The 19613-nt window shown below is 63.9% G+C and carries 15 protein-coding genes; 5 read left to right on the top strand and 10 right to left on the bottom strand.

Translation table 11 applies throughout. The features are described 5' to 3' along the window. Positions 1-3: 3 nt before the first annotated feature. The 4 genes from LVS58_RS11045 to LVS58_RS11030 are packed head-to-tail and all read right to left on the bottom strand — an operon-like array spanning position 4 to position 5272. A complete protein-coding gene (locus LVS58_RS11045; protein ID WP_233691166.1) occupies positions 4-1452 on the bottom strand; it encodes a GspE/PulE family protein in 1449 nt (482 codons plus the stop codon). Further along, a complete protein-coding gene (gene gspD / locus LVS58_RS11040; RefSeq protein ID WP_233691165.1) occupies positions 1452-3188 on the bottom strand; it encodes a type II secretion system secretin GspD in 1737 nt (578 codons plus the stop codon). Before gspD ends, LVS58_RS11045 begins: the two co-directional genes overlap by 1 nt. A gap of 21 nt (positions 3189-3209) precedes the next feature. Beyond that, positions 3210-3632, bottom strand: a complete 423-nt coding sequence (locus LVS58_RS11035; protein WP_267954389.1) for a pilus assembly protein PilZ — start codon at positions 3630-3632, stop codon at positions 3210-3212. Then, on the bottom strand, positions 3632-5272 hold the full coding sequence (locus LVS58_RS11030; protein WP_233691090.1) for a lipoprotein UxpA: 1641 nt from the start codon (positions 5270-5272) through the stop codon (positions 3632-3634). Before LVS58_RS11030 ends, LVS58_RS11035 begins: the two co-directional genes overlap by 1 nt. A gap of 224 nt (positions 5273-5496) precedes the next feature. On the opposite strand from LVS58_RS11030, the gene LVS58_RS11025 reads away from it, so the two are divergent. Beyond that, positions 5497-7572 carry a PhoX family protein gene (locus LVS58_RS11025; protein WP_233691089.1) on the top strand — a complete coding sequence of 692 codons (2076 nt, stop codon included), beginning with the start codon at positions 5497-5499 and terminating at the stop codon, positions 7570-7572. 236 nt (positions 7573-7808) lie between these two features. On the opposite strand, the gene LVS58_RS11020 is transcribed toward LVS58_RS11025, so the two are convergent. Both LVS58_RS11020 and gspK read right to left on the bottom strand, forming a co-directional pair. After that, on the bottom strand, positions 7809-8591 hold the full coding sequence (locus tag LVS58_RS11020; protein ID WP_325175977.1) for an RHS repeat-associated core domain-containing protein: 783 nt from the start codon (positions 8589-8591) through the stop codon (positions 7809-7811). 187 nt (positions 8592-8778) lie between these two features. Next, positions 8779-9744 carry a type II secretion system minor pseudopilin GspK gene (gene gspK / locus LVS58_RS11010; protein WP_233691088.1) on the bottom strand — a complete coding sequence of 322 codons (966 nt, stop codon included), beginning with the start codon at positions 9742-9744 and terminating at the stop codon, positions 8779-8781. A 145-nt stretch (positions 9745-9889) separates the two neighbouring features. Here gspK and tatA point away from each other — a divergent pair, with 145 nt between their 5' ends. Genes tatA through tatC form a run of 3 tightly spaced genes read left to right on the top strand, consistent with a single transcriptional unit; the run spans position 9890 to position 11168 of the window. Then, on the top strand, positions 9890-10123 hold the full coding sequence (gene tatA / locus LVS58_RS11005) for a twin-arginine translocase TatA/TatE family subunit (protein ID WP_233691087.1): 234 nt from the start codon (positions 9890-9892) through the stop codon (positions 10121-10123). Further along, positions 10123-10413: a Sec-independent protein translocase protein TatB gene (gene tatB, locus LVS58_RS11000; RefSeq protein ID WP_233691086.1), complete on the top strand. Its 291-nt coding sequence runs from the start codon at positions 10123-10125 to the stop codon at positions 10411-10413. Before tatA ends, tatB begins: the two co-directional genes overlap by 1 nt. After that, positions 10410-11168 (top strand): twin-arginine translocase subunit TatC, encoded by a 759-nt coding sequence (gene tatC, locus LVS58_RS10995; RefSeq protein WP_233691085.1) that lies wholly within the window; start codon positions 10410-10412, stop codon positions 11166-11168. Before tatB ends, tatC begins: the two co-directional genes overlap by 4 nt. 80 nt (positions 11169-11248) lie before the next feature. Here the strand turns inward: tatC and LVS58_RS10990 are convergent, their stop codons facing one another. After that, positions 11249-11560: an NGG1p interacting factor NIF3 gene (locus LVS58_RS10990; RefSeq protein WP_233691084.1), complete on the bottom strand. Its 312-nt coding sequence runs from the start codon at positions 11558-11560 to the stop codon at positions 11249-11251. Between the two features lie 3 nt (positions 11561-11563). After that, positions 11564-15463, bottom strand: a complete 3900-nt coding sequence (gene purL, locus LVS58_RS10985) for a phosphoribosylformylglycinamidine synthase (RefSeq protein WP_233691083.1) — start codon at positions 15461-15463, stop codon at positions 11564-11566. 569 nt (positions 15464-16032) lie between these two features. On the opposite strand from purL, the gene mltF reads away from it, so the two are divergent. After that, complete coding sequence (gene mltF / locus LVS58_RS10980) at positions 16033-17490, top strand: membrane-bound lytic murein transglycosylase MltF (protein ID WP_233691082.1); 1458 nt, start codon at positions 16033-16035, stop codon at positions 17488-17490. Positions 17491-17581: 91 nt separating this feature from the next. Here mltF and tadA read toward each other — a convergent pair whose 3' ends face one another. Beyond that, a complete protein-coding gene (gene tadA, locus LVS58_RS10975) occupies positions 17582-18061 on the bottom strand; it encodes a tRNA adenosine(34) deaminase TadA (protein ID WP_012051365.1) in 480 nt (159 codons plus the stop codon). Further along, the gene (locus LVS58_RS10970) at positions 18061-19440 is read right to left on the bottom strand and encodes a multicopper oxidase family protein (protein ID WP_233691081.1); all 1380 of its coding nucleotides are present in this window, start codon (positions 19438-19440) and stop codon (positions 18061-18063) included. Before LVS58_RS10970 ends, tadA begins: the two co-directional genes overlap by 1 nt. Positions 19441-19613 lie beyond the last annotated feature (173 nt).

Below are 19613 nucleotides of genomic sequence, written 5' to 3'. Positions count from 1 at the left end.
GCCTTAGCCCTGCACCACACGCAGCACTTCGGCCAGGCTGGTCTCGCCGCGGGCCAGGCAATCGCTGGCCATCGCCACCAGGCTCTGGCGCCGATCAGCCAGGTAATCCTGCATGGCCAGCTCGCTGGCGCCGTCGTACAACAGGCCGATAAGCCCGGCGTCCAGCTCGATAAATTCGTAAAGCCCCAGTCGCCCGATATAACCGCTGCCTTGGCACTGCTCGCACCCCACGGCATGATGACTGCTGCCCAGCGCCGCCAGCTCGGGCCATAGCTCGCGCTCGGCAGCCTGTAGCGGGTGCGCCACGGCACAGCCGCACAAACGCCGCACCAGGCGCTGGGCCAGGACGCCGCGCAGGCACGAGGCGATCAGGAATGGCTCGATGCCCATGTCGCGCAGGCGAGTCACTGCGCCTACCGCGCTGTTGGTGTGCAAGGTCGACAGCACCAGGTGGCCGGTGAGGCTGGCCTGCACGGCGATCTGTGCAGTCTCCTGGTCGCGGATTTCACCGAGCATGATCACGTCAGGGTCCTGACGCAGGATGGCGCGCAGGCCACTGGCAAACGTTAGGCCCGCACGCGGGTTGATGGCGGTCTGGCCGATGCCGGCGATGGCGTACTCCACCGGATCCTCGACGGTGAGGATGTTGCGGCTGCCATCGTTGAGGCTGTTCAAGCTGGCGTACAGGGTCGTGGTCTTGCCCGAACCGGTCGGGCCGGTGGACAACACGATGCCGTTGGGCCGCGCCAGGCAACTGCGCAGGCCCTGCAATACCGCTGCCGGCATGCCCAGGTTATCCAGCGCCAGCAGGCTGGCCTGCTTGTCGAGCACACGCATCACCACCCGCTCGCCGTGGATGCCGGGCAAGGTGGAGACCCGTACGTCCACCTCGCGCCCCGCCGCGCGCAAGGTGATGCGGCCGTCCTGGGGCTGACGCTTTTCAGCGATGTCCAGCCGGGCCATGACCTTGATCCGTGATACCAGCATGGCCGACAACGCACGCGGAGGGCGCAGCACCTCGCGCAGATGGCCATCGACCCGCAGGCGCACCACCAGGCTCTGCTCGAAGGTCTCGATATGGATGTCCGAGGCGCGCAGCCGCAGCGCCTGGCCGAACAGGCCGTTGATCAGGCGGATTACCGGGGCTTCGTCATCGCTTTCAAGCAGGTCTTCGATGCGCGGCATCTCGCTCATCAGGCTATCCAGGTCAACCTGGTCGCCAATGCCTTCGATCAGCGCTTCGGTGGCGGCATCGCCGGCCTGGTACAGCTGGCCAAGGCGCTCGTCGAACAGCGCAGGTTCCAGGTATTCGAGCAGGCTTGGCTGGCCATGCACACGCAGCAGCTCCTGCAACTGGGCATTGTCGGCGTCGGGCCGCAGCCATAGCTGCCAGCCCTGCTCTGCCGGGGCCATGGCCACTCCGCTCTGCCGTGCCTGGCGATAGGGCAGCATCACCAGTCACCGCCTTCCAGGCGTGCGCGGCTGGAGGGGAATACCTGCAACAGCCGTGAGCCTTCTGCAAGGTCCGGCAATTGCAGCGGTGTGGTCTGCTGCAGGGTGCGGTACTTGTCTTCACTGAGGCCCGCCAGGCTCGGCCCGTCACGCAGGATGCGCGGGCGGATGAACACCATCAGGTTCTGCTTGGTGTTCCGGGTGGCATCGGAGCGGAACAACCGGCCAAGATAAGGAATGTCGCCGAGCAGCGGTACACGCTGGTTGCTGGTACTCAACTCGTCGCTGATCAGGCCGCCAAGTATCACCAGGCCGTTGTCCTCGACCATGACCTTGGTCTTGATCTCGCGCTTGTTGGTGATTACGTCGCTGGCCGAGCGGGTGTCGGCAATCGACGACACCTCCTGGACGATGTCCAGGCGCACGCTGTTGTCGATATTGATCTGCGGCTTGATGCGCAGCTTCACCCCGACTTCCTTGCGCTCGATGGTCTGGTACGGGTTGGCGTTGTTCTGCGTCACGGAGCCGGTGACGAAGGGGACTTCCTGGCCGACCAGGATCGACGCCTCGGCGTTGTCCAGGGTCAGCAAGGTGGGCGTGGACAGCAGGTTGAAGCCGCTCTTGTCCTTCAGCGCGTTGACCAGCATGGCGAAATTGAAGCCACCGCCGAAATGGCCGATGCCCGCCGTGGCACCGGTGGTGGTGGACAACAAATCGCCCAGGGCCTCGTTATCGCCACTGGCGGCGGCCCCGGCGATGCTGGCGATATTCACCCCGTTACTGCCGAAGTTGACGATACCGGCACCGAACTTCTCGTCGGCGAAGAGCCACTGCACGCCCAGCTCCTGGGCGCTGCTGTCGGACACCTCGGCGATGATCGCTTCGACCACCACCTGGGCACGGCGAATGTCCAGTTGCTCGACAATGGCGCGGTACGCTGCCAGCTCGCTGTCGGGGCCGACCATGACCACGGCATTGGTACCTTCTTCGTACTCCAGGCGGATACCCGGGCCACCGGAGGCTGGCATCACCGGCCGGTCCTTGCCCTCTGCCTCACCCGCGCCTTCAGCCGGCACCGCACCTTCCTGGCTGAGCCCTCGCAGCACCTTGACCACTTCACCGGCATTGGCATGGCGCAGGTAGATCACCTGGGTGCTGCCGCTGCCCGGTGCCTCTTGAGGCCGGTCGAGCTGGCGCAGCAGGCTGGCGATGCGTTCGAGGTTGCTGCGCCAGTCAGTCACCACCAACTGGTGCGCCGCCGGGTACGGTGTAATAACCCCCACCCGTGGGTCGATCAGCGGTTTGAGGATACCCAGTACCTGTTCGCTGGCGGCGTTGCGCACGCTGAATACGCGGGTGGCCACGCTGTCGCTACCCTCACCCTGCTGCCCGCCCGCCTCCACTGGCACCGGCTCCAGGCGCGCGGCCTGGTCGGGCACGATTTTCACGCTGCCGTTGGGCAGGTCGACGGTGGCATAGCCCTGGGCGCGCAGTTGGGCGAGGAAGATGTCGTAGATGGCGTCGGCATCGTGCAGGTCGACGGTGCGCACGGTGACCTTGCCCTTGACCCGGGGGTCGACGATGAAGGTGGTGCCGGTGATGCGCGACACGCTGTCGATGAACTCGCCGAGTTCGGTATCGACGAAATTCACTTCATACATCGGCGTACCGTTGTCATCGAACACCGGCTCTTGGGCATAGGCCATGGACAAGGCCAGGCTCAGCGCTGCCGCCATGCAGTATCTAACAGGCATCGTTCATCCTTGCCGCTTGAAGCCGGTCACGGCGGGGCGTGGCGGCCAGGGCAGGCGTTCGCGCCGCCCCTGGTTGTTGAAAATCAGGCCATCGCTGTCGATGTCCTGCAGCACGATCCCTGGCGCCAGGCGCTGACCGCGGGCCAGGGTGCGCACTTGCTCGCCGTAGCGCAGCACCACCACACTGGCGGCCAAAGGCTGGGCCTTGAGGCCGCCGAGGTATTGCAGCGGCAGACGGGTGATGGCGATGACGCTGTCGTCGGGCGGCGGCTGCCAGTGACCCACCATCAGCCCAGGCAGCGCGCTGTCGGCCACCGCGGGCGCCGTGGCCGGTTGTGGCTGCCGGCTCAACTGCAGCACACACTGCGCAGACAACCAGCCGGCCAGGGTCAGGCCTGCGGCGGTGAGCAGACGCGAGGTGAGCATCACGAGGCCAACTGCCGTGGGTGCCAGCCTGGGTGCCCCTGCACGTAACGCACTTCGGGCAGTTGCAGCGGCGCCAGTTGCCAGTTGTCAGGCTGGCGGGCCAGCCAGGCTTCGACCCGTTGCCACAGGGGCTCGCCGGCCTGGCTTTCGAATTGCAGGCCAAAGGTGCGGCACAGGCCCGGCACCGGCTCCAGCCCGGTGATGCGTTTGCCTTGCGGGCTGTAGCTGACGCTCCAGGCCTGACCTTGCCAGCGCGGCAGGTCCTGGCTGTTGTCCAGCAGCAGTGGGTCACCGAACAGTTGTTCAGCGGCGTTTTCCAGCACTTGCTCGACCTGCCTGGCCGGTGCCTCGACCACTGGTGCCGGGTAGCCACCGGTAAGGCTGATCAGGTGTTCGCGGGTAATGGGCGCCCCCGCTGCCAGCGGGTAGTCATAACGCAGGCCCGGCAGCAACACGGGCATGCTGCTATCGTCGGCCAAGGCTTGATGCAGCAGGCGGTCCCAGCTGCCGCCACGGGTATCGCGGCGCCACAAGGCCTGGGGCGCGCGGGCCAGCGGCTGGTCGAGCCAGGCCGCGTGGCCGGCCCGTTGTTGGCGCAGTTGCGCCTGCAGTTGCGCGACACGCAGCTGCGCGGCAGGCGCCAGTTGCTGTTCAAAGGCTGGGAAAAAACGCCCGTCGAACTGCCACTGGCCAGCCACGCGCTGGCAGCGCAGGCGGAAGGCACCGCTGCCCCGGCAGCCGGCAAACAGCACCGGCACGCGGCGACCGCTGGCCTGGGTGACCTCGACCGGCGCGGGCCACAGATCCTGGCCACGGGCGCACAGCAGCACGTCGATTTGCGGCACCCGTTCAGCCAGCCACAGGCCCGGGCCCGTGCCTGCATCGGCCATGGCCACCACCAGGTCAGCCTCGTGCCGGGCTTGCTCGAATACCGGCTGCAGTGACTGGTACCATTGTTTGAGAGAGGCTTTCTGGTCCTGGGCGTAGGGGTCGGTCACGCCAACCACTGCGATACGGGCACCGCCGCGCTCGAAAACGTGCAGGGCTTGCACGCCCAGTGCCTGGCGTTGTGCGTCAGCCAGCCCGGCGCCGAGGGTAATGGCGCTGGCCTGGCGATACAGGCCCGTGCTGCGTTGTGGCCACAGCACACGCTCGTCGCTGCTGACCCGCGCGTCGATGCCCAGCAGCTGGCTGCCTTGCACACCACTTTCGCCCTGGGTCAGGTACGCCAGGCCACTGCCATTCCAGCCCTGGCCGTTTTCCAGGGTCAGGCTGTTGCCCGCACCGGCCTCGCCACGCAGTTGTTCCAGCAACGCCGCGAGCACCGCATAACCGCCCAACTGGGCCGTCGTTGCCTGGCTGGCATCGAGCAGCGGCGCCAGTTGCGGGTAGGCGATACTGGCGCTGCGGCCGGTCATCCAGGGCGCGCGGCCCAAGTGGCTGACCGGCCCCAACCGGGTAGCCGGTACCACCGCCTGGCCAGGCTGGCGGGCATCGAGGGTATCGGCGACGTACAGCAAGTCGAGCTGGGCGTTGCCGCCGTGCTGCCCGGGGAAGGCGGTGCAGGCACCGAGCAGCGGTGCCAAGGCACCGATACCCATCCAGCCGATCACTTCGCGCCTGTGCACACTGCTCGCCATCGCATCCGCCATCCTTATCCACGTCCATTCAGGGACCCGGATGTTGCGGCGTTGGCATTACAGTTTGATGGCAGAAATCCGACAGCAATTCCAATTTGATCTGTAGGACACAAATCTAAGAACCGGACGTTTTAAAACCTCGTTAACATTTCTGCCAAGGAATCATCACACTTGCGCCTTAAAGTCGCGGTTTCCTCCAACTCAGCCAACACAAGGACACCCTGATGAGTCGAGATACCGGCGACAACCTGGACCGGAACCAAAGCGGCAACCTGCCGATGGCCCACGTCATGGACGCCTACCTGAGCCGCCGCAGCGTGATGCGCGGTAGCCTGGGCGCCGCCATCGCCATGATCGCCGGTACCGGCCTGACAGGCTGCTTCGACGGTGGTGGTTCCGATCACGATGATCCGGTCACTGAGCCACCGGTGACCGAACCGCCAGTCACCGAGCCGGAAGTGCCGAAACTGGCACTGGGCTTCCAGTCCATCCCTGGCTCGCGCACCGACGCCTGTGTCGTCGCCGCCGGCTACAGCGCCTACGTGCTGGCCCCTTGGGGCACGCCACTGAACAGCAACGGCAACCCGTGGAAGTCCGACGGCAGCAACACCTCGACCGACCAGGCCAACGCCATGGGCATGCACCACGACGGCATGCACTTCTTCCCCATCAACGGCAGCTCGGAAGATGGCCTGCTGGCGATCAATTTCGAGTACATCGACACCGCTGCCCTGCACCCGGCCGGCCCCACTACCGATGTCAACGGCAAGCGCCCGGTCGAAGAAGTGCGCAAGGAAATCAACGCACACGGTGCTGGCGTTGTACGGCTGCAGAAAATCAACGGCCGCTGGCAGGTGGTCGACAACGACCCGCTGAACCGTCGCTTCACCACGGCTTCTCGCATGGAAATCACCGGCCCGCTGCGTGGCACCGACCACGTCAAGACCAAGTATTCCACTGCTGGCACTCACTGCCGAGGCACCAACAACAACTGCGGCAATGGTTATACCCCGTGGGGCACCTACCTGACCTGCGAAGAGAACTGGCCGGGCATCTTCGTCAACAAGGGCACCCGCCCCGAGGACCAGCGCCGCATTGGCGTGGGCACCTCCAGCGGCCAGTACAAGTGGGAAACCGCTGCCGGTGACGCCAGCGAAGTGGACGACGAATTCGCCCGGTTCGACGTTACCGTCAAAGGCGCCAGCGCCACCGACGACTACCGCAACGAAGCCAGCACCTACGGCTACATCGTCGAGATCGACCCGTACAACAGCAGTACCCTGGCCACCAAACGCACTGCGCTGGGCCGCTTCCGCCACGAGGGCTGCGCCCCCGGCCTGCCCGTCGCGGGCAAGCCGCTGGTGTGGTACATGGGTGACGACTCCAACAACGAGTACCTGTACAAGTGGGTGTCTACCGCCGTGTGGGACCCCGCCGACGCCACCCCGGCCGACCGCCTGGCCACCGGTGCCAAGTACCTCGACCAAGGCAAGCTTTACGTGGCCCGCTTCAATGCCGACGGCACCGGTGTATGGCTGCTGCTGGACGTGGCCACCGCCACTACCGGTGGCAGCACCCTGGGTGCGCTGTATGGTGACCTGCCGGGCATCATCCTCAATACCCGTGGTGCTGCCGATGCCGTGGGCGCGACGCCGATGGACCGCCCGGAATGGACGACGGTCAACCCGCTGAACGGGGATGTGTACCTGACCCTGACCAACAACAGTGCACGCACCCCGGACAAGGTCGACGCAGCGAACCCGCGCGGTCCGAACCGGCATGGCCACATCATTCGCTGGCACGAAAGCGACGACCAACTGAGCTTTACCTGGGACATCTTCGTGTTCGGCGCCAACGCTGCCGGTACCGCCGACATCAACCGCTCCGGCCTGACCGAACTGAACCAGTTCGCCAGCCCCGACGGCATGAGCTTCGATAGCCGAGGCGTGCTGTGGTTCGAGACCGACAACGGCGAAAGCACCTTGACCGACTACACCAACGACCAGCTGCTGGCGGTGATCCCTACCGACCTGGTGGATGCCAGCGGCAAGCAGGTGCCGGTGAACGCACAGAACCAGGTGGACCTGCGGCGCTTCTTCGTCGGGCCAAATGGTTGCGAGGTGACGGGGATTACCTTTACCCCGGACAACAAGACGCTGTTCGTCAACATTCAGCACCCGGACAACTGGCCGTATACCGACAAGGCGACCGATGCTACTCCAGCTGGGGCCAAGGTAAGGCCGCGGGCTTCGACGGTGGTGATTCAGCGCAATGATGGCGGGGAAATCGGGACTGCCTGATCGAGCTGTTTACGGGGGCCGCTTTGCGGCCCAATCGCGACGCAAGGCCACTCCCACAAGAGACCGCGCTACTTTCAGGTGCCGCGCGGTCTCTGTGGGAGCGGCCTTGTGTCGCGATGGGCTGCAAAGCAGCCCCGGATATCTCAAGCCTTACCAGGCTATAGGCTCGCGGCTGCGCACCCGCACCTGCTGCGCCGGCCCCCGGAAAACTGCCCAATCACCGACCAACCATTTCTTCAGAAGTGGAACCAGCTGAGGGCGTCAACACCAAGTCGACTGCGGATTTGGTCTGCGCGCGCTCTGATATTGGACATGTCTCGCTCATAACTCAGACGTAATTCGGTGCCTTCTGCCAAATATGGAAGATACTGACTAAAGTTTTGCTCGTGCCGATTCATGTCAATAAGTTGCAGATACAGAGACTCTGTCTGAGCGAGGTCAAGTGGCTGTAGTCCCGCAGCTTCATGGCGGGGCTGAGTTCGAGCCCCGTTGGCCAATGGCAGCTGTTGATCTGTACTACCCGCTGGTGCAAAACGGTTAGCCAGATACTCTGTACCCTGCTGCGCCATAGGGTTCCTCAGTGTTTGCGTAACAGGTTGTGTTGGCATATGGGCTTGTGTTTGTTGCCGCTCTTGTAGTCTGGCACGCAGTGCTTCCACACGCTGTTCTGCAGTCTGCCGCTGAGCCCGTTGTGCCCCTGCCCTTCGTGATTGCTGTAATAGCTTTTGCGGTACTTTACGCAGACCACTTAGATCCGCGTGACCACTTGGATCCAGCCCCATGACTGGATCTCCTGAGCAGTAGCTATAAGCATTTGGCCCGCCAGCCCCAAAAGGACTCCAGCCATCAGGTGAAAGAAATCGCCTCAGGGCTGGGCTGTAAGACCGATAACCATTGCCTAGCAGGTAGGTGCCGGAGCGGCAGTCTTCTCGCTCACCATTGTAGCCAAGCATGAATGCCGAGCTAGCTTGGTTTTGGTGGTGCCCGTAAGGGCAATAGGCACGCAGAGCTACTGACACAGGGGTTTGCCTCGCACGACGGTGAGCTGAAGTTTTGGTCTTTCCGAGGCCAGGCGCAACTAGCAAAATTATCAGTACACGCTGCTGGTTTCAGCTCACGATCACAGGTTCTGAATACCGTGCAATTCCTGAATGTGACTGGCTTGCCAGCGATTGGGCTGCAAAGCAGCCCCGGCTATCTCAAGCCTTACCAGCCCATCGGCTCGCGGCTGCGCACCCGCACCTGCTGCGCCGGCACCCGGGCATGCCATTGCACCACCCCCAGCGCCTCAACCTGGAACTCGCTGCGCATCACCCGCCCCTCTTTCTCGAACGACAACTGCAACAGAAAATGCCCGCTGTTGAGCAGCAGCCCTTCGCTCAACTGTTCGAACGTTTCGTCATCCACCGCCCCCAGCGCCTGACGCAGTGCAGCCGCGTCCACGTACCCCGACGCCGGCCTGCCGCTGACAATGCGGCTGAGCAACGAACGCGAGTAACGCCCTTCATACAGCGCGTCCAGCAGGGGCAGATGCTCCAACCCCAGCGCATTGGCGTTGAGCCGCCAACCCGTGGTCTGGGGCAAGGCGCACAGCATCGGGTAACGCGCCTGGCGGCTGGCGTCCGGCTCCAGCAACAGGTTCAGCTCGCTGGTGTCGAGCATCGGCTGGTCGGCCGCCAGCCGGGGCGGTTGCTGACGCAGGTACTGGGCGCTCTCGGCGCCCTGCAGGCGGGCATCACTGTCGGCATCGAGCCAGTCGGCCAGGGCATCGACCAGGCGTTCGGCCGCCATGTCGTCGCCCAGCAGATAACGCAGCTGGCGCTCGGCGCGTTCGCCATCGGCGCCCAGCAATGCGTTTACATTGAAGCAGGTGTGCTGGTCGCGTACCCGCAACTGCGCCTGGCCCGCGCCAAAGTCGTAGTTCAGCGGCTGCCCGCGCAAGGCTTGCCAGAACAGCGGACTGAGCCGCCAGGCGGGGTCACGCAGGGCCTGCCCGGCATAGGCCAGGCCGGCCTGCTCCATGGCCCGCACCTGCACCCGCTGCTGCAGCAGGCGCACTTCGTCGACCTGGCGTCGGCCATCTTCCACCAGCCAGGCCATGCCCGCCGCCAGCATTGCCAGCACCACCATCACCATCAACAGGGCCGCACCCTGCTGTTGCCTTCCACCCATCCCTGCGTGCCTCGCTCGCGCAATAAAGACGCCAGTCAACACGCGGGGTGTTTCAGGCAGATGGCAGGGGCCGTTCGTCATGTGCTCGTCATCTAGGCAAGGCAGGATTGCCCTTCCTTTTCATGACCTTACAGGAGTGGTCGCTATGGGTGGCATTGGAATCTGGCAACTGGTGATCGTACTGCTGATCGTGTTCTTGCTGTTTGGTACCAAGCGCCTGAAGGGCCTGGGTAGCGATGTGGGCGAGGCGATCCAGGGTTTTCGCAAGTCCATGGGCGGTGACAATGACGCCAGTGCCGCTGACCAGGCGCACGCGCAGCAACAGTGCCCGCTGAACGGCCCAGTTGCGCAGCAACCTCAAGCGGACCGCCAGGCCTGATGTTCGAGGTAGGCTTCAGCGAGTTGCTGCTGATCGGCGTGGTCGCGCTATTGGTGCTGGGCCCCGAGCGCCTGCCAGTGGCAGCCCGTACCCTCGGGCGCGGCCTGGACCAGGCGCGCCGGGCCATGCACGCCTTGCGCACGCAGGTGGAGCGCGAAATCGAGATGCCAAACCTCGACCAGGCCCCTCTGAAACGCCTGGAACAGGAGATCCGCCAGGGCATCAGCCTGAACGCGGAACCGGCCAATGAGGCGGCCACGGCCGTGCTAGCCAAGGAAAATGCTTCATGAGTAGTGCCATGGACCCTGCCGCGAGCATGCCCCTGACCGAACACCTGCGTGACCTGCGCAAACGCCTGGTGCGTTGCCTGGCGCTGGTGGCATTGGTGTTCGCCGGCCTGTTCCCCTTTGCCCAGACGCTGTACACGCTCATATCCGAGCCGCTACGGCGCTTTTTGCCGGAAGGCGCGAACATGATCGCCACCAGCGTCACCTCGCCCTTTTTGACACCGTTCAAGCTGACCGCGATGTGCGCCCTGTTCCTGGCCATGCCGCTGCTGCTGCATCAGGCCTGGGGCTTTCTGGCGCCGGGGCTGTACCGCCGTGAACGGCGCATTGCCCTGCCGCTGCTGGTATCGAGCATCGTGCTGTTCTATGCCGGCATGGCGTTCGCGTTCTTCCTGGTTTTCCCGATGATGTTCGGTTTCTTTGCCAGCGTGACGCCGGACGGCGTGGCGATGATGACCGATATCAGCCAGTACCTGGACTTTATCCTGGCGCTGTTTCTGGCGTTCGGGCTGGCGTTCGAGATCCCGGTGGCGACGTTCATCGTGGTCTGGGCGGGGTTGGCCGATGTGGCCACATTGCGGCGCAGCAGGCCCTACGTGGTCGTCGGGTGCTTTGTGGTGGGGATGATCCTGACACCGCCGGATGTGTTTTCGCAGACGATGCTGGCAGTACCGATGTGGGTGTTGTTTGAGGTGGGGTTGCTGGCTTGTGGGATGTTGAAACGGCCTGAGCAGGGCCGGGAGACGGTGGCTGGTTGATCCGGCCTCTTCGCGGGTAAACCCGCTCCTACACAGAGCCCCGTAGGAGCGGGTTTACCCGCGAATAGCCGTGATGCGTTCTAGAACTCGGCGAGCGGCCAGACTTCATAGGCTGGCGTCTCGTACGGGTGGCTCTGCTTGAGCGCAGCGACGACCTGGGCTACCAGCTCGTCAGCCACCACCAGCTCCACCTTCCATTCCTCAACCACCTCGACCTGGCCTGCTTGCCCGAGGAACGGCTGGCTGCCGTCCAACGGGCGGAACTGGCCCTGACCAAGGGTTTGCCAGGCGCAGTGGTCATAGTCACCGATGCGCCCGCCGCCTGCAGCGAACACAGCGGCCTTGACCACGTCGACATGGCTGGCGGGGACGAAGAAGGCGAGCTTGTACACGCTTTAGTTCACCCACACCCGCGCGTTGCGGAACATACGCATCAGCGCGGCATCTTCCTGCCACTCGTCCGGGCGCCAGGAGTTCTGCACAGCGCGGAACACACGCTCCGGGTGCGGCATCATGATGGTCACGCGGCCGTCGCGGCTGGTCAGGCCGGTGATACCACGCGGCGAGCCGTTCGGGTTGGCCGGGTAGGCTTCGGTAACCTTGCCGTGGTTGTCGACATAGCGCAGGGCCACGCAACCGGACACATCGGCTTCCAGCAGTGCTTCTTCGCTGGCGAACTCGGCATGGCCTTCACCGTGGGCGATGGCGATCGGCATGCGCGAACCGGCCATGCCCTGCAGGAAGATCGAGTTGGATTTTTGCACTTCGACCATGGCCACGCGCGCCTCGAACTGCTCCGAGCGGTTGCGCACGAAGTGTGGCCAGTACTCGGTGCCCGGGATCAGCTCGTGCAGGTTGGACATCATCTGGCAACCGTTGCACACGCCCAGGGCGAAGCTGTCGGTACGCTCGAAGAAGGCCTGGAAGGCGTCACGGGCACGGGCGTTGAACAGCGCCGACTTGGCCCAGCCTTCGCCAGCGCCCAGCACGTCACCGTACGAGAAGCCACCACAGGCGACCAGGCCCTTGAAGGCTTCGAAGTCGACACGGCCAGCGAGAATATCGCTCATGTGCACGTCGATGGCGGCGAAGCCGGCGCGGTCGAAGGCAGCAGCCATCTCGACCTGGCCGTTGACGCCCTGCTCGCGCAGGATGGCCACTTGCGGGCGCACGCCTTTCTTGATGTAAGGCGCAGCGATATCGTCGTTGACGTCGAAGCCCAGCTTCACCGACAGGCCCGGGTTGTCCTCCTCGAGCAGCAGGTCGAACTCCTGGTCAGCGCAGTCGGCGTTGTCGCGCAGGCGCTGGATCTGGTAGCTGGTCTCGGCCCACTGGCGCTGCAGCATGCGACGGTCATCGTCGAACAGCACTTCGCCATTCAGGCTGATGGTCACTTCAGCGTTGTTGACTGGCTTGCCGATCACCGCGACGCACTCATCACCCAGGCCAGCAGCGCTGAACTGTGCCAGCACGTCCGGGGTAGCATCCTGGCGAACCTGAATCACCGCACCCAGCTCTTCGTTGAAGAGGATGGCCGGCACTTCGCCCTTGCTGTCGGTCAGCGGGTCGAGTTGCAGGTCGAGGCCGCAGTGACCAGCGAAGGCCATTTCCAGCACGGTGGTGATCAGGCCGCCGTCGGAACGGTCGTGGTAGGCCAGCAGGTGGCCGTCGGCGTTCAGGCCCTGGATCACGGCGAAGAAGGCCTTGAGGTCTTCGGCGTCGTCGACGTCCGGTGCCTGGGCAGCGATCTTGCCGTAGGTCTGAGCCAGGATCGAGGCGCCCATACGGTTCTTGCCGCGGCCCAGGTCGATCAGGATCAGGTCGGTCTCGCCCTTGTCCATGCGCAGTTGCGGGGTAAGGGTCTTGCGGATGTCGGTGACCGGGGCAAAGCCGGTGATGATCAGCGACATCGGCGAGGTGACGCTCTTCTCGACGCCCTCGTCGCTCCACTTGGTCTTCATCGACATCGAGTCTTTGCCGACCGGAATGGTGATGCCCAGCTCCGGGCACAGCTCCATGCCGACAGCCTTGACGGTGTCGTACAGGCGTGCGTCTTCACCCGGGTGACCAGCCGCGGACATCCAGTTGGCCGACAGTTTGATGTCGGACAGCTTTTCGATGCGCGAAGCAGCCAGGTTGGTCAGGGTTTCGCCGATGGCCATGCGGCCGGACGCCGGGGCATCCAGCAGCGCCAGCGGCGTACGCTCGCCCATGGCCATGGCTTCACCGGTGTAGACGTCGAAGCTGGTGGCGGTAACGGCGCAGTCAGCCACCGGAACCTGCCACGGGCCGACCATCTGGTCGCGGGCAACCAGACCAGTGATGGTGCGGTCGCCAATGGTGATCAGGAAGCTCTTGCTGGCCACGGCCGGGTGGTTCAGCACGCGCTGGACGGCATTGTCCAGGTCCAGTTCGCTCGGGTCGAAGTCATCGCCCAGCTCGGCTTCGCGGGTAACCGAACGGTGCATGCGCGGCGGCTTGCCCAGCAGCACGTCCAGCGGCATGTCCACCGGGGTGTTGCCGAAGTGGCTGTCGCTTACGGTCAGGTGCGGTTCTTCAGTCGCTTCACCCACCACGGCAAACGGGCAACGTTCGCGCTCGCAGATGGCCTTGAAGCGCTCGAAGTCGACCGCGCTGACGGCCAGCACGTAACGCTCTTGCGATTCGTTGCTCCAGATTTCGTGCGGGGCCATGCCCGGTTCGTCGTTGGGCACGTTGCGCAGCTCGAAGCGACCACCGCGGCCACCGTCGTTGACCAGCTCAGGGAAGGCGTTGGAAATACCGCCAGCGCCCACGTCGTGGATGAAGGCGATCGGGTTGTTGTCGCCCAGCTGCCAGCAACGGTCGATGACCTCCTGGCAACGGCGCTCCATTTCCGGGTTTTCGCGCTGTACCGAAGCGAAATCCAGGTCAGCCGAGCTGGCACCGGTAGCCACCGACGAAGCGGCGCCGCCGCCCAGGCCGATCAGCATGGCCGGGCCACCGAGCACGATCAGCTTGGCACCGACCGTGATTTCGCCCTTCTGCACGTGGTCTTCACGGATGTTGCCCATACCGCCGGCGAGCATGATCGGCTTGTGGTAGCCGCGCACTTCTTCACCGTGCGGGGTGTTGATGGCTTGCTCGAAGGTGCGGAAGTAACCGGTCAGGGCCGGGCGGCCGAATTCGTTGTTGAACGCAGCGCCGCCAAGCGGGCCTTCGATCATGATGTCGAGGGCGTCGACGATACGCTCGGGCTTGCCATAGTCCTGCTCCCAAGGCTGTTTGAAGCCAGGAATGCGCAGGTTGGACACGGTGAAGCCGGTCAGGCCCGCCTTGGGCTTGGCGCCACGGCCGGTAGCACCTTCGTCGCGGATTTCGCCACCGGAGCCGGTGGAGGCACCGGAGAACGGGGCGATGGCGGTGGGGTGGTTGTGCGTTTCCACCTTCATCAGGATGTGCACCGGCTCCTGCACCGCGCCGTACTGGCGGGTTTCAGGGTTCGGGAAGAAGCGGCCGGCAACGTTGCCGACGATCACCGAGGCGTTATCCTTGTACGCCGACAGCACACCTTCGTTGTGCATCTGGTAGGTGTTCTTGATCATGCCGAACAGGCTCTTTTCCTGGGCCTGGCCGTCGATATCCCAACTGGCGTTGAAGATCTTGTGGCGGCAGTGCTCGGAGTTGGCTTGCGCGAACATCATCAGTTCAATGTCGTTCGGGTTGCGCTTGAGGCCCTGGAAGGCATTGACCAGGTAGTCGATCTCGTCTTCGGCCAGGGCCAGGCCCAGGTCGATGTTGGCCTTGGCCAGGGCGTCGCGACCGCCGGAAAGGATGTCCACCGAGGTCATCGGCTTGGGCTGGGCGTGGCTGAACAGGTCTGCGGCCTGCTCCAGCTGGCCGAGCACGCGCTGGGTCATACGGTCGTGCAGTTCGGCGGCGATCAGTTCGGCGTCAGCGTCGCTCAGGGTGCCGGCCACGTAGTAGGCGATGCCGCGCTCCAGGCGCTGGATCGACTGCAGGCCGCAGTTGTGGGCGATGTCGCTGGCCTTGCTGGCCCATGGCGAAATGGTGCCCAGGCGCGGTACCACCAGGAACAGACGACCCGTCGGCTCCTGTACCGGCACGCTCGGGCCGTACTTGAGCAGACGGCCCAGCACCTGCTGCTGGTCGGCGGTCAGCTCGCCGTCAACATCGGCGAAGTGGGCAAATTCGGCATACAAACCAGTAACAGCGGGGACTTTCTGGCTCAGTTGCTCGAGTAATTTACCGTGGCGAAAGGCAGAAAGGGCAGGAGCGCCGCGCAGGATCAACATCGTCGGGACAGCCTCAGGAAGGGGTGTGCTTAGAGGCCGTGCATTCTAGCCTAATTCGATGGCTTTCGGCACCTGCTCTAAGCCACGCCTGCCGGGCGGCGGAACCGGACTTCGGAGTCAGATTTCAGGGGTGTCCGGCTTGAGACATTCAGCGACTGTGAGATCGAGCGCCGCCAGGTGTCCGCCTCGATACATTCAGCGCCGATGAGATCGAGCGCCGCCCGCGCGGCGCTTCGCGGGTAAACCCGCTCCTACGTTTGTTTTGGGCCAATTCTTCCTGTGCCTGGCGCGCGCGACCGCCTTGTTGGTACGACGCGATATCGAGATAGGCACCAAGGCGTTCGCGCGCGAATCCCACAGGCATAATTGGCCCAAAACAAACGTAGGAGCGGGTTTACCCGCGAAGCGCCGCGCGGGCGGCGCTCGATCTCATCGGCGCTGAATATCTCAAACCGGCCACCTGGTAGCCCTGATGCAATCCCCCCTCCCCCAACCACACAACCCGCTACCAGACAAGCTAACCGTTGTCGAGATATGGCTGGGCCAGTCCTTTGCGTATACTGCAACCTATGTTCGCCCACACTGCTTTGCGCCAGCGTTGCGCCAAATGGCTCCTCGCAACCGGACTCTTTCTGCTGCTCGCTGCCTGCGTTGAAAAACCCAGCACCCTCGAGCGCGTGAAGGAGGATGGCGTGCTGCGCGTGATCACCCGCAACAGCCCGGCCACCTACTTCCAGGACCGTAACGGCGAAACCGGCTTCGAGTACGAACTGGTCCAGCATTTCGCCGACGATCTCGGCGTAAAGCTGCAAATCGAGACCGCCGACAACCTGGACGAACTCTACGATTCGCTCGGCAAGCCCTCTGGCCCGGTGCTGGCCGCCGCCGGCCTGGTCAGCAGCGAGCGGCGCAAAACACAGGTGAAATACTCCCATCCCTATCTGGAGGTGACCCCGCAGGTCATCTACCGCAACGGCCGCGCGCGCCCCACCGGCGCCAAGGGTTTGGTCGGCAAGAAGATCATGGTACTCAAGGGCAGCAGCCATGCTGACCAGTTGGCCGAGCTGAAAAAGCAGTACCCGGCCCTGCAATATGAGGAATCCGACGCCGTCGAAGTGGTCGACCTGCTGCGCATGGTGGACGAAGGTCAAATCGACTTGACCCTGGTTGACTCCAACGAACTGGCCATGAACCAGGTGTATTTCCCCAACGTGCGGGTCGCCTTCGATTTGGGCGACACCCGCGACCAGCGCTGGGCAGTGGCAGCAGGCGAAGACAACAGCCTGCTCAACGAAATCAACGAATTTCTCGACAAGGCGCAGAAGAACGGCACCCTGCAACGCTTGAAGGACCGCTATTACGGCCATGTCGACGTGCTCGGCTACGTCGGCGCCTACACCTTCGCCCAGCACCTGCAACAGCGCCTGCCCAAGTACGAGAAGCACTTCAAGAGCTACGCCAAGGTCGAGCAGGTCGACTGGCGCCTGCTGGCAGCCATCGGCTACCAGGAATCGATGTGGCAGCCGGAAGTCACCTCCAAGACCGGCGTGCGCGGCCTGATGATGCTGACCCAGCGCACCGCCCAGGCCATGGGTGTGTCCAACCGCCTGGACCCGAAGCAGAGCATCCAGGGCGGCGCCAAGTACTTCATGAAAATCAAGGAAGAGCTTGACGACAGCATCAAGGAGCCGGACCGCACCTGGTTCGCCCTGGCCGCCTACAACGTCGGTAGCGGCCACCTGGAAGACGCCCGCACCCTGGCCAAGCGCGAAAAGCTAAACCCGAACAAGTGGCTGGACGTGAAGAAGATGCTGCCGCGGCTGGCTCAGAAGCAGTGGTACCGGCAGACCAAGTATGGCTATGCCCGTGGGGGCGAACCGGTGCATTTCGTGGCCAACATCCGTCGTTACTACGACATCCTTACCTGGGTGACACAGCCGCAGCTCGAAGGCCAGGTGGCCGAGGGTAACCTGCATGTCCCCGGGGTCAACAAGGACAAGCCAGCGGATAAGTCGTCGCCGATGTAAGCCTGTAGGCCTCTTCGCGGGTAAACTCGCGCCTACAAGCATTGCGCAGCGCCTGTAGCAGCGGGCTTGCCCGCGAAGAGGCCGGTGCAGCTCAAGCCTTGGCCCGACGGGCCTTGAAGAAGTCGCTGAGGATCTGCCCGCACTCTTGCGCCAGCACCCCACCCTCCACCATCACCCGGTGGTTGAGAAAGCCTTGACCAAAGAACTGCCCCTGGCTCTGCACGATTCCCGCCTTGGGTTCCAGCGCGCCAAACACCACGCGCATCACCCGCGAATGCACAATCAGCCCCGCACACATGCTGCACGGTTCCAGGGTCACATACAGGGTGCTGCCGGGTAGCCGGTAGTTGCTGGCCGACCTGGCTGCCGCCCTGATCGCCACCATCTCGGCATGCGCGCTGGGGTCGCTGTCGATGATCGGTCGGTTGAACCCCTGGCCGATCACTTGCCCATGCTGCACCAGCACAGCCCCCACCGGCACCTCGCCCAGCGCCGCGCCTTCGGCGGCCAAGGCCAGCGCCAGGCGCATGAATTCCTGATCGCGACTGCGATCGATGATCTGCGGGCGCATCAGACCACCGCGATCGCGGCCATCAGGCCGGTTTCCATGTGGTCGATGACGTGGCAGTGAAACATCCAGGTCCCAGGGTTATCCGCCACCAGTGCTACCTGGGCGCGCTCGTTCTTGCCCAGCAGATAGGTGTCGGTGAACCACGGCTCCTTGATGTCATGACGATTGGAGGCGATCACCTTGAAGCTCATGCCATGCAAGTGGATCGGGTGCTGGTACTGGGTCATGTTCTTAAGCTCGAAGATGTAGCTCCTGCCCTTTTGCAACGTGGCGATGGGGCGGTCGGCGCAGGTCTTGTCGGTAATATCCCAGGCCTGGCCGTTGATCTGCCACATGCTCGACGGTTTGGCCGAATCAGGGGTGACGGAGACGCCGGCCGCCCACTCGAAATTGAAGTTCAGCTTTTCGGCATTCTCCAGGTCCGGCTCGGCAATCGGATTGGGCGGCAGCGCGGGCGGCCAGTCACTCGGCGCGTCGTTGCTGGCCACCGAACGCAGGGTGCCCAGGCGCACGAAACCGTCGCGCAGGGAGATTTCCTCACCGGCCTCAGGAATACGGATGGCCAGGCAGATACGCATGCCCGGGCCTAGCCAGTACTCATCCAGCGCACGCGGGGTCACCGGGTTGCCGTCGAGAGCATAGATTCTCGCCTCGCAGTTGCCCTTGAGGTTGAGGCGGTAGGTCCAGGTATTGTCCAGGTTCAGCACGCGCACCCGCACCACCTGGCCGGCCGGCAGCTCGGTGATCGAGTCAGCCTGGCCGTTGATGGTGATCAAGCGCCCGGCAGTGCCGTTGCGCGCGGCCTCTCGCGGGATACTGAAAGGCAGCCATGCGCCCTGCTCATCCACATGCCAGTTCTTCAGGCTCAACGTACGCTCATGCTGGAACCCGGTGGGTTCACGCTCCTCGACGATCAGCGGGCCGACCAGACCGCGCCCCAGCTCTTCGGAGCTGCTGACATGCGGGTGATACCAGTAGCTGCCGGCATCCGGTACGCGGAACTTGTAGTCAAAATACTCGCCCGGCTTGACCGGCAGTTGCGAGACGTAGGGCACACCGTCCATTTCCAGCGGCAGGCGAATGCCGTGCCAGTGAATAGTGGTTTCCACCGGCAGGTGGTTGATGAAGCGAACTCGCAGCCAGGTGCCCTGGCGCACGCGAAGCTCGGTGCCTGGTGCCGAAGGGCCGAAAGCCCACGCCTCGGTCTTGAAGCCTGGCACCAGCTCGACATCCAGCGGCGCTGCGATCAGCTCGTAATCATGCCCGGCGTTGTCGTCTTCGACCTTGCCCAGCCAGTAACGCGCCGCGCCACCGGCGCCCAGGCCAACCACAACCAGGCCGGTGAGGCCCTTGAGCATTTGTCGACGGGTGAAGGACATCGGTGCGGGTACCTCGTGTTCTGCGCAATCAAGCTGCCAGCATGGCTGGCGATGAAGGGCGAATACGATACACCTGCAAATGGGAAAGATTAAGTGAAGTGTTGTTTCAATGGGCTAAACCACCCTGTCCCTGGCGTTTACGCTTGTTTACAGATTCGCAAACCGTTGTACAC

This window comes from Pseudomonas sp. JR33AA (assembly GCF_021378985.1).
Lineage (GTDB): Bacteria > Pseudomonadota > Gammaproteobacteria > Pseudomonadales > Pseudomonadaceae > Aquipseudomonas > Aquipseudomonas alloputida.
This window is presented reverse-complemented; position numbering and strand designations above follow the sequence as displayed.